The sequence below is a fragment of the Coleofasciculus sp. H7-1 genome, from assembly GCF_057473865.1.
This window is the reverse complement of sequence record NZ_JBYCCT010000040.1, coordinates 1-13,730: the sequence shown is the minus strand read 5'-3', so window position 1 is coordinate 13,730 and position 13,730 is coordinate 1. Positions and strand designations below refer to the sequence as shown.

At 47.9% G+C, this 13,730-nt stretch carries 12 protein-coding genes, 1 tRNA gene and 1 pseudogene; 8 read left to right on the top strand and 6 right to left on the bottom strand.

The window, feature by feature from the left end:
- Positions 1–62 precede the first annotated feature (62 nt).
- Entirely contained in the window at positions 63–593 is a 531-nt protein-coding gene (locus tag AC2VDX_RS10465) for a pentapeptide repeat-containing protein (RefSeq protein ID WP_378179979.1), read from the top strand.
- Here the strand turns inward: AC2VDX_RS10465 and AC2VDX_RS10460 are convergent.
- Positions 579–1,316, bottom strand: coding sequence for a GDSL-type esterase/lipase family protein (locus AC2VDX_RS10460; RefSeq protein WP_378179982.1), 738 nt, complete (start codon positions 1,314–1,316; stop codon positions 579–581). The two genes, AC2VDX_RS10465 and AC2VDX_RS10460, sit on opposite strands and share 15 nt — an antisense overlap.
- A gap of 226 nt (positions 1,317–1,542) precedes the next feature.
- On the opposite strand from AC2VDX_RS10460, the gene AC2VDX_RS10455 reads away from it, so the two are divergent.
- The 4 genes from AC2VDX_RS10455 (at position 1,543) to AC2VDX_RS10440 (ending at position 3,264) form a co-directional block, all read left to right on the top strand.
- Complete coding sequence (locus AC2VDX_RS10455; RefSeq protein WP_378180013.1) at positions 1,543–1,770, top strand: DNA-directed RNA polymerase subunit omega; 228 nt, start codon at positions 1,543–1,545, stop codon at positions 1,768–1,770.
- A 19-nt stretch (positions 1,771–1,789) separates the two neighbouring features.
- The gene (locus AC2VDX_RS10450) at positions 1,790–2,419 is read left to right on the top strand and encodes a hypothetical protein (protein ID WP_378179984.1); all 630 of its coding nucleotides are present in this window, start codon (positions 1,790–1,792) and stop codon (positions 2,417–2,419) included.
- 356 nt (positions 2,420–2,775) lie between these two features.
- Positions 2,776–3,141: a DUF1818 family protein gene (locus AC2VDX_RS10445; RefSeq protein WP_378179987.1), complete on the top strand. Its 366-nt coding sequence runs from the start codon at positions 2,776–2,778 to the stop codon at positions 3,139–3,141.
- A 49-nt stretch (positions 3,142–3,190) separates the two neighbouring features.
- Positions 3,191–3,264: transfer RNA gene (locus AC2VDX_RS10440), tRNA-Pro, on the top strand.
- Here AC2VDX_RS10440 and AC2VDX_RS10435 read toward each other — a convergent pair.
- Complete coding sequence (locus AC2VDX_RS10435) at positions 3,265–3,411, bottom strand: hypothetical protein (protein WP_378179990.1); 147 nt, start codon at positions 3,409–3,411, stop codon at positions 3,265–3,267.
- 192 nt (positions 3,412–3,603) lie between these two features.
- On the opposite strand from AC2VDX_RS10435, the gene AC2VDX_RS10430 reads away from it, so the two are divergent.
- Positions 3,604–5,280: a purple acid phosphatase family protein gene (locus AC2VDX_RS10430; protein WP_378179992.1), complete on the top strand. Its 1,677-nt coding sequence runs from the start codon at positions 3,604–3,606 to the stop codon at positions 5,278–5,280.
- Positions 5,281–5,411: 131 nt separating this feature from the next.
- Here the strand turns inward: AC2VDX_RS10430 and AC2VDX_RS10425 are convergent, their stop codons facing one another.
- The 3 genes from AC2VDX_RS10425 to AC2VDX_RS10415 form a co-directional block, all read right to left on the bottom strand.
- Positions 5,412–5,570, bottom strand: coding sequence for a hypothetical protein (locus AC2VDX_RS10425; RefSeq protein ID WP_486928152.1), 159 nt, complete (start codon positions 5,568–5,570; stop codon positions 5,412–5,414).
- Between the two features lie 17 nt (positions 5,571–5,587).
- Positions 5,588–6,088 (bottom strand): GAF domain-containing protein, encoded by a 501-nt coding sequence (locus AC2VDX_RS10420; RefSeq protein WP_486928156.1) that lies wholly within the window; start codon positions 6,086–6,088, stop codon positions 5,588–5,590.
- 175 nt (positions 6,089–6,263) lie between these two features.
- Entirely contained in the window at positions 6,264–10,244 is a 3,981-nt protein-coding gene (locus AC2VDX_RS10415) for a PAS domain S-box protein (RefSeq protein ID WP_378179998.1), read from the bottom strand.
- A 692-nt stretch (positions 10,245–10,936) separates the two neighbouring features.
- Here AC2VDX_RS10415 and AC2VDX_RS10410 point away from each other — a divergent pair.
- Together AC2VDX_RS10410 and AC2VDX_RS10405 are read left to right on the top strand one after the other, a co-directional pair.
- On the top strand, positions 10,937–11,248 hold the full coding sequence (locus AC2VDX_RS10410; RefSeq protein ID WP_378180001.1) for a hypothetical protein: 312 nt from the start codon (positions 10,937–10,939) through the stop codon (positions 11,246–11,248).
- A 441-nt stretch (positions 11,249–11,689) separates the two neighbouring features.
- Entirely contained in the window at positions 11,690–13,417 is a 1,728-nt protein-coding gene (locus tag AC2VDX_RS10405; RefSeq protein ID WP_378180004.1) for a succinate dehydrogenase/fumarate reductase flavoprotein subunit, read from the top strand.
- Positions 13,418–13,554: 137 nt separating this feature from the next.
- Here AC2VDX_RS10405 and AC2VDX_RS10400 read toward each other — a convergent pair.
- Positions 13,555–13,730 (bottom strand): annotated as a pseudogene (locus tag AC2VDX_RS10400) (RNA-guided endonuclease TnpB family protein); the annotation flags it as partial.

Genomic DNA, 13,730 nt, shown 5'->3' with positions numbered 1-13,730 from the left:
TTATAGGCTAAGCTTGAGAACCTCAAAAAGAACAAATTCCTGTTTAATTTTTCATTAATTCTATGCAACCTTTAACTTTAAAAGCAATTAAAAACTTTGTGGGGCGTGTGCTTAGCGCTATCTTGCTGTTAGCTTTAGCATGGCTGTGGGTGATGTTGAGTGCTACTCCCGCTTTTGCTCAGGCAGGGGCAATTAATTACACCAATATTAATTTGGAAAATCGGGATTTCTCGAATGCTGATTTAGTCGGTGGTGTATTTGTGGCGGCTGAAATGCGAGGAACAAACTTCCAGGGAGCTGACCTTACTAATGCGATTCTGACTAAGGGAGTTTTATTAAAAGCAAATCTGGAAGGGGCAAACCTGACTGGGGCTTTGGTAGACCGAGTTACGTTGGACGAGGCTAATTTAACGAACGCCATTTTAAAGGAAGCGACGTTGACGCGGACTCGCTTCTACGACACCACCATTACTGGCGCTGATTTTACGGATGCGCTGATTGACCGCTACGAAGTGGCTCAGCTCTGTCAGCGAGCAGAGGGTGTGAACCCAGTGACGGGTGTTTCTACGCGGGACAGCTTAGGCTGTCGCTAAGCTGTCGTTCGCCAATTGTTGCATTGGCTCCCAGTTGAGGACATCTTGGAGTAATGCCTGATAGCCTGCGACATTGGGGTGGAGTCCGTCTTCGGTAAGATGCGATCGCCACCAATCTTCACCCCGATTCGTCCACAGCTCGAAAATATCCAGATAAGGAATCTGTCGCGCCTGACACGCTAGCCGCGTTGCTTCTTTATAGCGATATTGATCGGCGTGATTGTAGTAAAAACAGTCGAGAAATGGCATTTTCGCCTCATCCACCGGCACCATCCCCACAAAGAGTACCGGACAGAATCTTTGCGTTAGCGTTGCGGTAGCGCTCTGAGTACATCGCTCCAGCAACAAAGCCATTTCTGTTTTGAAAACTTCAAAGTCGGTAAAATTCCGCCCCGTCGGTCGAGCCAGCCGAGCCGAATCATTGACTCCGACTGATAGAATAATCGCATTGGGTACGCGATTTCTCAGTTCACCCCGATGGCGAAACTCCTGCTCTAACCGCTGTTGCACTTGGCTAATGCCGTCACCCCGGACACCCAAGTTGTAGAGAACGTGTCCCGGACTATCTGGCAGCATCCAGCGACGCCGCAGCCGCTCTACCCATCCGCCACCTTCCGGATCGCCGAATCCATAAACAATACTGTCTCCCAGTGCCACAAGCTTCAGCGGATGGCGATCGCTTTCAGGGAACGGCTTAATCGTAGGAGCAACAAGTGTTTGCATGGACTGTAATCTCGAATTTATTTTCAGAATGATATACATTGATAAGAATCTACATAATATTAAGCGATTCTTTGTCTATAAAGAAATTCTTCGGTGAATCTTTGTGCGGTGCTAACAGCCACAAAAACTGGGGACTCCTGCTAGACTGAAGGGTGCAAGCTGACAGTAGGGTCGCGCGACTGTGCGCCTCTACTCACGAACAACAATTAACAACTAATACAACGTGATACAAAAGCGTTACAAGTTTGATACAACCGAAGTTTTAATCCGGGCTGAAGAGCTGGTGAGTGCCGCTTCCAATCGCTACCGGATTACAGTTCAAGTGGCGAATCGTGCTAAGCGCCGTCGCTATGAAGACTTTGACAATGTTGACGATCCGATGATGAAGCCAGTGCTGCGGGCGATTCTGGAAATGTCCGATGAGCTAACACAACCGGAAATTATTGGCGATTAGATAAAAGACAAGAGGCAAGATGAAGCGACAACCCAGAAAATTTCCCAGGCGAATGCTGCGTTTTGCCGTTGCTTTTCTAACGGCGCTATTCTTATTCCCTTGGGGAAGCATCTTTCATCCTTCATCCTCGATTTTTCATTTTTCCGAACCGCCTGCCATTGCCCAGATGTACGGAACACAGGATGTCTGGCGGCAAGTTTATCAACGCCTACCGGATTTGCCACTAGAAAATCAATACATCAGTAAGGAAACCGGCAAGCAGGCATCTGAAAATACCCTCGTGGGGCGGATTATCCGGTATCACGTGTATGTAAAATCACGTCCGCCCAATTATCGGCTGGACTGGAAACTGACTTTGGCGGACTATCTGGGCGCAAACGAACTGATACAGGAGTCGCTATATCCAGGTTATGATACGTTGCAGAAAAATCCCATGCAGAGCGATCGCGCTGTCATAGAACGCCTGAATCGAGTGCAACGAGACGCCTTAGTTCAAGTCTTAGTTAGCCTGTTCACTCCCAATTCTCAGCAGCAGGCACCAGTACCTTCTCCCAGCGCTTCACCTCAGCCACAGGCAGCACCCAAACCCAGCGGCGGGGTAGCACTGCCCCAACCGGGAGATGCTCAGAAATTAAAAATTAAAAATTAAAAATTAAAGAAAAAATTTTTAATTACTAGGGCTTACACCAGGAAATACCAAATAAGTAGGCGGATACGATTAAATTGAAGATGTTCGTAGGTTGGGTTGACGTAGGAAACCCAACATCTGCATGGGTTACGCGATCGCTAACCACTACTACAAATAATTAATCTCACCACCTACTTATGAAGTACGGGTTTGGGGCATTCAAACTTCATTTTTTGACGATTTTTTAGCGATCGCTATATATCTGAAGTTAATCTCCAAAAGCCTGAAACGACCGAATTTAATTAATACACATGATGGTAAATTTGTACAGTGCGTAAGTCCTAGATTCTGCTAATTTTTAATTTTTAATTACTTTCATGGAACGTCTCATCAAAAGTGGAGTTGGCTGGCGCATCGGCTGGAACCCTAACACGGCTGAATATAAAGGGTTAGTCGGTGGGGATGATTGGGCGATGGAGCTGACGGAGGCGGAGTTAAATGACTTTTGTCGCTTGCTGGCGCAATTGGCAGAAAGTATGAGACAGATTGCGGCTGAGTTGATGGATGAGGAGAAAATCGCCTGCGAAGCCGAAAGCGACTTACTTTGGATGGAAGTAGAGGGCTATCCCCACGCTTACAGCCTTCGCTTCATTCTCCACACAGGACGGCGGGGCGAGGGTAGCTGGACTCCTGCCGCCGTGCCTGAGTTGTTGCAAGCGACTCAAATGTTAAAGGTTTTCTGATTGCATCTTGACAGCTTTAAGAAAGCTGATATACAATATAAGACTGTGCCGGGGTGTAGCGCAGGTTGGTAGCGCGCAGCTTTGGGGTAGCTGAGGTCGTGGGTTCGAATCCCGCCACTCCGATTAGTCCGGCAGAATCAGTAAGTTTAAAGAGGCGAGAATCCCTACGGGGATCAAATCGCTCATCGTTGTCATAGACGGTAATGGCTTAGGGTGTAGATAGCCTGTATCGCTATTATTGTTGCGGAGCGATCGCTTATGCTCAGGCATCTAATACCCATTCACTTTTTTAAAGCAACACATTCCATCCTCCCTTGCCCGCCTTATCAAGGGGGATGGAAGGGATCTGGGGCAATTTATTGGCGCAACGGTATAACCAGCCGCTCTCTGCTGACAGCAGCTATTTTTCTGGTTCTGACATCGCTTACCCTAATAATTGTCCTATTTACCAAGCAGCCAGTTATGACATCCCAACCCCAGCTGCTGAGCGATCCCTTTCTACAACTGCCGACCGAAACGAGCGTGCGAGTCGTGTGGTTTACTGAGTTTGCTGGTGAGCATACTGTCGCCTACGGTCAGAATCTCGCTCGCAGTGTCGTCGCCACCACCACCAAACTCAGCCGCACTCGTGAAGATAGTCAATCGCGGGTAGGAAGTCAGACTCAAGACGGTCAGATTTACCAGCAGCCAACCAATCGAGACATCTGGCGGCACGAAGCAGAGGTAGCTGGGTTAACTCCTGCTACGCGAGTTTCTTATCGCGTCACCAGCCTGCGGGAAGATGGTACGAGCGTTAGCAGTGAGGTATTCACTCTCGCCCCCACACCCACACAGGGGACATCACTGAAAATTTTGCTCACTTCCGACCACCAGCTCAAGCCGATGACATCTGCCAATCTTCAGAAGGTCGTTGAGATCGGGCAAGTAGACGCTATCTTCTTTGTCGGTGACTTAGTAAACATTCCCGACCGTGCCTCCGAGTGGTTTGATGATAATCGGGGGGGTGCCTTCTTTCCTTGTCTCCAAGGTCGCAGCAACTACGAACTTGAACACAACGGTGTCAAAACCGTTTATCGGGGCGGACAGATGATTCAACACGCCCCAATGTTCGCGGCGATTGGCAATCATGAGGTGATGGGGCGCTTCTCAATGGAGAGCAGCTTAAACGACCAGTTCGATGATTCCTATCCTCTTTGGGCTGCCCAGGAAATCTATGCAAAAAAGGCAGAACAACTAAACCGTTTTGCTAACGGGTCTTTACAACAGTTAAAAGACAATTCTTTCAATACCGATACTTACGAAGAAATTTTTACTTTACCTGAAAGCAAGGAAGGTGGAAAAAAATATTACGCTGTAACATTTGGTGATGTGCGGTTGGTGGTACTTTACGCGACCAATGCGTGGCGTTACTGGGGGCTGGATGAGAAGACAAAGGGAAGATACCGCGAACGAGAAAAACACTTAAATAGCCCGGAAAAGTGGGGATATGGGCAGCACATCTTTGAGCCAATTGCCAAGGGTAGCGAACAATACACCTGGCTAGAAAAAGAACTGAACAGCCCGGAGTTTAAGCAAGCAAAGTATAAAGTCGTGATGTTTCATCACCCGCCACATTCACTAGGCGATAACATTGTCCCTCCTTATACCGATCCGGTGCAGATGATCGACCGAGATGCGGATGGTAATATTAATTCGGTGCGTTACAAGTACCCTAGAGAAGCCGATTACATTATCAGAGATGTGGAGCCACTGCTAGAGGCTGCTAATGTGCAGTTAGTATTTTATGGGCACTCGCACCTGTGGAATCGCTTTGTCAGTTCTAGCGGGATGCACTTTTTAGAAACCTCGAATGTAGGCAATTCCTACGGTGCGGCGCTGGGCGAAAAGAAGCGCCCTGTACCAGAAGAGTATCAAGAGAATGATGTCGTAACGGGCGATCCGAATGGGTTGGAGGCAGTGGTACCGACAATTGCGCCGCTGATGGGTGAAGATGGGAAGCCATTGTCGTATGTGGCGAGTAATGAGATTACGGTATTTAGTATCTTCAATACCGGAACGGGTACGGTGAGCAGTTACCGTTTTGATACGCGAAAACCGGACTCAGAGGTGGTAAAGTTTGATGAATTTAAGCTGAAATAGAGGGAATTTACCTGCCAATTTATTGAGTACGCAATGAGCGCGATCGCCCAAGGATTCTAAAAAGTTGTGATTTTACCATTTTGCAAGCAAAAATTTCATAAAATCAGGTAGGCAAAAGCACATTTTACACATTAGTTATTTTTATGGCAATCCGATTTGAGTTGTGAGTAAAAACGCCCGACTTTAGTCGTCGGGCGTTGTTTATGGAGCATCGAGGCAACAGAGCCTGTGGGCGTATATTTGCTGTCATCGGGATGCTCCCGTCGGGGATGGGAGCCTTCACGAATCATTGAAGAGATAGCACAACTTAACTATCTCGAATTGAAGGAGCCGTTGCCAAAGTTTCTGCTGCTTTTTGCATCGCTTCAATATCCGAAGATGTCCAGGTACGAGCATCCTGACAATTATGAGTAACTAGCAATCCCCACAACCGAACGGAATTGAGAATTGGCACAACTAAATTAGCGCGTACCTTAATACTACGGAGGAAATCGCGGTGGCAAGGGTGAATGGGTTCTAATTCAATATCTGCGATCGCTCGTACCCTTCCTGCTTGGTACAGGGCTGCATATTCATCATTAAAACAATCATCAGCACCTGTTTCGCCGAAGATCGAGTATTCTCTAGACCTCAAAGACTCAAACGTAACCTGCCCTTTCCACTGGCGATAAAAGTAATATAAAACTACGCGATCGACTTGAAGCAAGTCTCTTAGCTCGTCGGTCGTTTTTTGAACTAAAGCATCTCGCTCGATACTATTGGCAAGGCGGTTAGCAAATTCTCGCAAACCCGGATCGCTATTCTGTATAGCAGGACTAGAGTCAGAATCTCTGTTGAAGTTACTTTGCACGGGAAGACAAGTTCGACTGAGTTATGACAATTTAATATAACATCAACTCTAAAAGCTAAGAGATTGATTCAAAAAGCGATCGCTCTTGGGTTTTTCGGGTCGTGCGATCTCTTATACAGCAGAAATTTACAGTTTATACTTCTTGATTCACCAGTAATTGACTTTTTTGTTGCTGAATCGGAATCTCAATTAACAACTCTGCGCCCTGTCCTGGTGCTGAAATACACTTCAGTTGACCCTTATGCTTATCTACAATTTGGTAGCTAATTGACATCCCCAAACCTGTCCCCGAACCGACAGGTTTAGTCGTAAAGAACGGATCGAATAACCGACTGCTTACTTCCTCCGTCATTCCTGGGCCATTGTCAGCAATCTGAATCCTGACTTGATTGGGTTTCACAGTAGAAGTCCGAATCCAAATCGTCGGAAATTCTTTGGGGTTCATAGTTGATGCTTCATTGCCGTCAACTGCGAACCGCGAAGCCTGAACTGCTTCGAGGGCATCAATTGCATTGGTCAAAATATTCATAAATACCTGGTTGATCTGTCCTGCATAGCATTCAACTTGGGGTAGATTGCCGTATTCTTTGACAAGCTGAATACCGGAACGATCCGGTTTGGCTTTCAGACGGTTTTGCAGGATCAGCAGCGTGCTATCGATGCCTTCATGAATATCGACAGTTTTCATCTCTGCCTCATCGAGACGAGAGAAGTTTCGTAAACTCAAGACTATTTCGCGGATGCGGTCAGCTCCTACCTTCATGGAAGATAGTATTTTAGGCAAGTCTTCAAGTAGGAAAACCAGGTCGATTTCTTCCGTCTGAGCTTGAATGGCGGCGGGTGGCTGGGGATAGTGTTCCTGGTAGAGATGAAGTAGGTTCAGCAGACTGAGCGTGTATGCAGTGGCGTAGGAGAGATTGCCGTAGATGAAGTTAACGGGGTTGTTAATTTCGTGGGCAACCCCCGCAACCAACTGCCCTAAAGAGGACATTTTTTCACTTTGAATCAGTTGAGCTTGGGCTTGCTTAAGTTCGCGCAAAGCGTGTTCAAGCTCAGCGGCTTTAGTTTGGGCAGTGCTAGCGGCATCGAGCTGCTGATTGTAAAGTTCAGCTTGGTTAATGGCGATCGCTAGCTGGTTGACAACCGCTGAGAGTAATTCCACCTCGCTGTCCGTCCAAGATTGCACTTGGCTGCGGCGATGACAAGCCAAGGCACCCAGTTCGCCACTCGGCGTCTGTATTGGCAGCGCCAGCGCCGACTGAGTGCCTGCAACGAGTAACGTTTGCTGAATCACCAGATCGTCCGTACTTTGCACTTCATCCATGCGGAACATTTCCAAATTCAGCATTTTTTCCTCAAACTTCGGAAAAAATCCCGCCGGATAGAAGCCAAGCCAACTCGCTTCGGTGGAAGTTCTCGCTTCCTTGACGATCTCCCAGCCGGGGGATAAGGGATCGGGGCGATACCAAGCGAAGGTGCATAACTCAATCCCCATCCGGCTTTGGATCGCCCCGACGGCAGTTTCCAGAATCGTATCCAGATCGAGGGTGTTCCGGATCTGGTTGGCTAGACGGTTGAGCAGTTCTTCTTGTTGGGCAAGTTGTCTAAATCGAGTTTCCGATAGTTGCAGAGCGACTTCAGCCTGCTTGCGTTCGGTGATGTCGGTGGAAATGCCGCAAATTGCATAAGGCATACCATTCTCGTCGTAAAGCGGAAACTTCATCGAAATGTAGGTGTGTAAGCTGTCGTCTTGAGGAATCACTTCCTCACTTTCTAAAGGAATCCCTGCCGCAAGTACCTTTTGATCGTTAGCTTGCATTGCCTCAGCGATTTTATAAGGCAAGAAATCGTAGTCTGTCTTCCCTTTGAGTGCCTCTGCATCCACGTTGAGCAAATTGGCACACTTGCGGTTCATCAAAATATTTCGACCTTGAATATCCTTGACGTAGATAGCGGCTGGGGAGTAATCCAGAATGGCTTGAAGCCGCTGTTCGCTCTCCCGCAGTGCGACTTCAGCTTGTTTGGCACTCGTGATGTTCCTGGCGGTGCCCGTGGTGCCGAGGATGTTTCCGGCGTCGTCCTTAGATGCGATCGCGTTGAAGCTCATCTGGATCGGCGTTCCATCTTTACGCAGATGCACCGTCTCGTATTGGAAATACGGCTCACCCTCCAGCAGGCGCAGATGTATCTGCCAGTTCTTCTCCACTTGTTCCGGTGGCTGGAAATCGCTGAACAAACGCCCCATCATTTCTTCGGGGTTGTACCCATGCATTTCTTTGACAGCAGAGTTCACAAATGTAAATCGCCCCTCTCTATCCACCGACCAAATCAAATCCTGAGAAGTCTCGACTAAATGGCGGTATCTTTTCTCACTCGCCTTCAGCGCCGCCTCTGTCTCTGCCCGGTAGGCGATCTCGCTTTGCAATTGCCCAATGGCAGCCCTTAATTCGCGGGTACGCTCCTCAACGCGGATTTCCAGCTCTTCTTTGGCTTTCTTGAGCGCTTCCTCTGCCTGTTTGCGCTGGGTAATTTCCCGTGCTACGCCAATTAAACCGATGACGTTCCCTTTGGGGTCGCGGTAGACGCTTTTTGTGGAAAGAACCGTCCGCGTAATCCCTCTGGTGAGTATCGTTTCCTCGACAATTTGAGTCACGCCCGTCGTCATGATTTGGCGGTCAGTCTCCATGACTGGATGTGCCAAGTCTGGTGGTAGTAACTCCGTGTCATCCTTGCCGATAATTTTCCCTTCCGGTCTGCCAAAGACAGTAGCACCTGCCGAGTTGATCATCAAATAGCGACCCTGAATATCCTTTACATAGATAGCATCGGGGGTGCCTTCAATCACTGTACACACGAGGCTGTAGCTGAATTCCAGTTCTTCTTTGGCTTTTTTCGTAGTTTCCTCCGTTCGCTTGCGCTGGGTGATGTCCGTGTGCGATCCCGCCATCCGAATCGCTTTACCATTGCCATCTCGCAGCGCTGCTCCCCGCGCTAAAATCCACCGATAGGAGCCATCTTTGTGCTGCAAGCGATGCTCTAATTCGTAATCAGAAGCTTGGCTATTTAAATAAGCTTGGACGGTAGCGATCGCGCGATCGCGCTCATTGGGATGCAGTCGTTTTTCCCACTCTTCAATCTGATTGGACAACTCATGCTCCTCATAGCCAAGCATACTCTTCCAACGAGGCGAAAAATATATCTCATTGGTTGCTAAATCCCAATCCCACAACCCATCTTTAGAACCTTGAACTGCTAAATCAAACCGTTCTCGGCTCTTACGCAACTCTTCTTCAGCAGCTTTGCGATCGGTGATATCTTCAAAAGTGCCAAGGATGCCTACTACGTTTCCTTCAGCATCATGAAGTGGAACCTTGTTAGTGTCCAGCCATGATTGTTTACCATCCGCCTTGAGAGCAGATTCGAGGATGTGATACTCAGGTGTATCCGTTTGCATAATCCTTGTGTCGCAGGCGCGGAAGAATTCGGTTTCCTCCTGCTTCCAGGGCAAGTCATAGTCTGTTTTGCCAACAATCTCCTCTGGATTATCAAAGCCAGATACTTGTGCAAAGTTACGATTGCAACCTAGGTAGACAAAATTTCTATCTTTCCAAAAGATAAATTGTGGGATGTTGTCCATGACTAGCTGAAGCATTTGTGGCGATTTCCTTAAATGCTCCTCAACGTGCCTGCGCTCAATAATTTCCGTTTCCAGGTGACGGTTAGCTATCTCCAATTGCGCTGGGCTAGGCAACGCTAGGGCTTTGGGAATTAGTGGCACTAAGCTAGCTGCTGTATAGACTGATATTCCAGCAGTTAGAGCTTTCATAAAACCAGCTACCCAATAAATCGGATGCCAAAGCGTCCACACTTCTATTAAATGAGTTGTGCCACAGGAAATAATAAAGGTTCCAAATAATAGAAATATCCCTGCGTAGGGTAAATCTTGTCGCTTTTGGACGAAGTAGAAGAGCGTTATGGGAATAGAGTAATAAGCAAGAGCGATTAGCACATCCGATGTGATATGCAGCCCTACCAACTCTGGCTTCCACAAGTAACAATGTCCGTGTGGAATAAAAGAGTCTGAACCCAAAAAAATCTGCAAAAGTTGCAGCATAATGCTCCTACTACGTGTTCCTACTTCCTGCCAAGGATGGGAAATTTATACAGTATAAAAAAACACAATTTAAATTCAGGCTCATTTTCTCAATCAGGGAATCTGAGAAGCCAAAATCCTACCTAGGGGATTATGTCTAGTAATTAAATTTTGTAATCCCAGCCTAGAACTACCACAACTGTAATTCTTCTAGAAAACACACTCTTATTCGCATAGCGATTTCCGTGATATTACCTACTCCACTTGAAAAAGATTTTAATATTAAACTATTGATAGATGTTGTTACTTGATGGTTGTGTTAAGTGAGGTTTCTGGCGTCAGGTTAGAAAATCTATAAATTAAATGGGAGTTCATTTGTCAAGAGAGCGATCGCTGAAAATCATCCAGAAAATCATCTACAAAATGCTCAATCGGAGTAGCTGCGGCGCTAACACACTCAAAACTGGGCTTTCTTGCTATAAAAAGAAGAATCACCTTCCGATAATCGTTCTGGGAATGCTGCGAAGGAAGGATAATGATTTTTAATTCGAGAGCGATCGCTATGGCTGGAATGCAGTGAGTAGCAACCGTTCGGCACCCTGGGGTAGATTGTAAAGCTATATTGCAACTCTTGTAAAAAGATTTAGAAATCTGCCAAGCCCGTGTCAGAACCTTAACCTAGAACTTTAAAGGAATGTTGCAAGGGAAACGTCATGGATAAAATGCAAAAGTATCGCTTCGTCTGTACTCTCTCCTTTGGCGATATCTATGGGCAAATCATTGTTTGGCTGATTGTCATATTCATTAGTCTGGCATCTGCACTAGCGCTGTGGAGTACCACTCGTCAACTTTACGCCCTAATGACTGTTGGACTCATCCTAGTGCTGTCTCTGCCCTTCTTGCTCTTTGCCTTCGTGACCACGTTGTTTAACCACATTGAGGTTTCTGCTATGGATATCGGGGACACCACTGAGACCGTCGGTGGCAGTTTACCCAACCAAAAACCTGCCCAAGTGACCAGTTGAAGAGTCATAAGTCCTTGGTCGGTCAGTTGCAAGAAGAAATGGCTAAGTGTTCAACGGACAAGTAAGGTTCCACAGCCGTGCTAGCCTACTGGCGTGGCACACTTAAAATAGTGCATCTGCTAGTAGGTTGGGTTGAGGTACGAAACCCAACACTCTCTAGAGAGAGAAATTTGGGTTTCCCTCCGTTCAACCCAAGCTACAAGCAGATGCACTTGCATTCTTCTGTGTCACGCCACTAACAACTGACAACTAACAAATTCAGGACTTACGCAAAGCTTATACATATAGCGTTTTTTCGGGTTCAATCCCCCTGGGAAAAGCCCTCAGATGTGGTGATGTGGCGTAAGTCCTGAAATTTATGAAGAACTTCCCCGCTTTGTGGTGGGGAAGTTTTTAATTGCGTCAGCATGAATATAAGAATTCCAAAGATCGGATCTAAAGATGCTTGAACACGATGTCGTCATTGTGGGAGGTGGATTAGCGGGGTGTCGCGCCGCCTTAGAGATTGCCCGCACCGACCCCAGCTTGGATGTGGCGCTAGTTGCCAAAACTCACCCGATTCGTTCCCATTCTGTCGCTGCTCAGGGGGGTATGGCGGCAACGCTGAAGAATGTAGACGCCGAAGACAGTTGGAAAGCCCACGCTTTTGACACCGTAAAGGGATCTGACTACCTGGCGGATCAGGATGCGGTGGAAATCCTCACCCGCGAGGCTCCAGACGTGGTAATCGACCTGGAACACATGGGAGTGTTGTTTTCCCGATTACCGGATGGTCGCATTGCCCAGAGGGCTTTTGGGGGACATTCTCATCGGCGCACTTGCTATGCAGCGGATAAGACGGGTCACGCCATTCTGCACGAACTGGTGAATAATCTCAGGCGTCACGGCGTCCGCATTTACGATGAGTGGTACGTGATGCAGCTGATTCTGGAAGACGCCCAGGCGAAGGGTGTGGTGATGTACCAGATTCTGGATGGGCGAATTGAGGTTGTGCGGGCGAAGGCGGTGATGTTCGCCACGGGTGGCTATGGGAGGGTATTCAATACCACCTCGAATGACTACGCCTCGACGGGGGATGGGTTGGCGATGTCTGCCCTCGCCGGGGTGCCGCTGGAAGATATGGAGTTTGTGCAGTTTCACCCGACGGGGTTGTATCCGGTGGGGGTGCTGATTTCGGAAGCAGTGCGGGGTGAAGGCGCGTATTTGATCAACGCCCAGGGCGATCGCTTTATGGCGACTTATGCCCCCAGTCGTATGGAACTCGCTCCCCGCGATATTACTTCACGAGCGATCGCGCGAGAAATTCGCGCTGGAAGGGGCGTTCATCCCGATGGCAGCGCCGGTGGCCCTTTTGTCTATCTCGACTTGCGCCACATGGGGCGAGAAAAAATTATGAGTCGGGTTCCCTTTGCCTGGGAAGAAGCTCACCGATTACTCAGCATCGACGCCGTAGATCAACCGATGCCCGTGCGCCCTACGGTTCACTATTCAATGGGCGGTATCCCTGTCAATACCAGCGGTCAGGTGCAAAGTGGCTCGGATGGTTTAATTGACGCTTTCTTTGCCGCTGGAGAAGCTGCTTGTGTCTCGGTTCACGGGGCAAATCGGCTGGGCAGTAATTCCCTGCTGGAGTGTATCGTTTATGGCAGAAGAACTGGGGCAGCGATCGCGCAATTTGTCCAAAACCGCAAGTTGCCAGAACTGGATGAGCAACCCTATCTCTTGGAAGCTTACTGCAAAATCCAAGCGCAACTAGAGCAATCGGGACAATACCGGATTAACCAAGTGCGTCAAGCCTTCCAAGACTGCATGACTGAGTATTGCGGCGTCTTCCGCAGCGAGGAATTGATGCGCGAAGGTTTGAGCAAGTTGCAACAAATTCAGCAGCAATCTCAGGATATCTACTTAGATGACAAGGGTAAACTCTGGAACACTGAAGTCATTGAGGCGCTGGAACTCCGCAGTTTGATTATTGTCGGACAAATGATTCTGACATCGGCGCTCAACCGTCAAGAAAGTCGAGGCGCTCATTACCGCGAAGATTATCCCCAGCGAGACGATGACAATTTCCTCAAGCACACGATGGCTTACTATTCTCCAGCCGGGATAGATTTGCGCGATCGCCCGGTGACGATTACCATGTTTGAGCCAAAGGAACGGAAGTATTGAGCGATTGGTAGGAAAGTTGGCAAGTTTAAATTGTCAACCTGCCGACTTTCAACCTGCCCACTTGGTGCTGGCTGCGAATGGCGGATATATTGCGATCGCCTGCCATAACACTTCCCAAACAAATTTATGTGAACTACCTACACTGACCTTGCGGTACAGTGTAGGCTTCCCAATTCATTGGGGATTGCCTCTATCTTCATGGATTTTTTACGTCCTGAAGACTTTGGTCTTACATCCCCTCCAAGGGCAGAAGAGCTAGTTCCTAACTCCAAAAGTCGCAATCCTTCATTTCTAATATTTATTGCAGCATTAA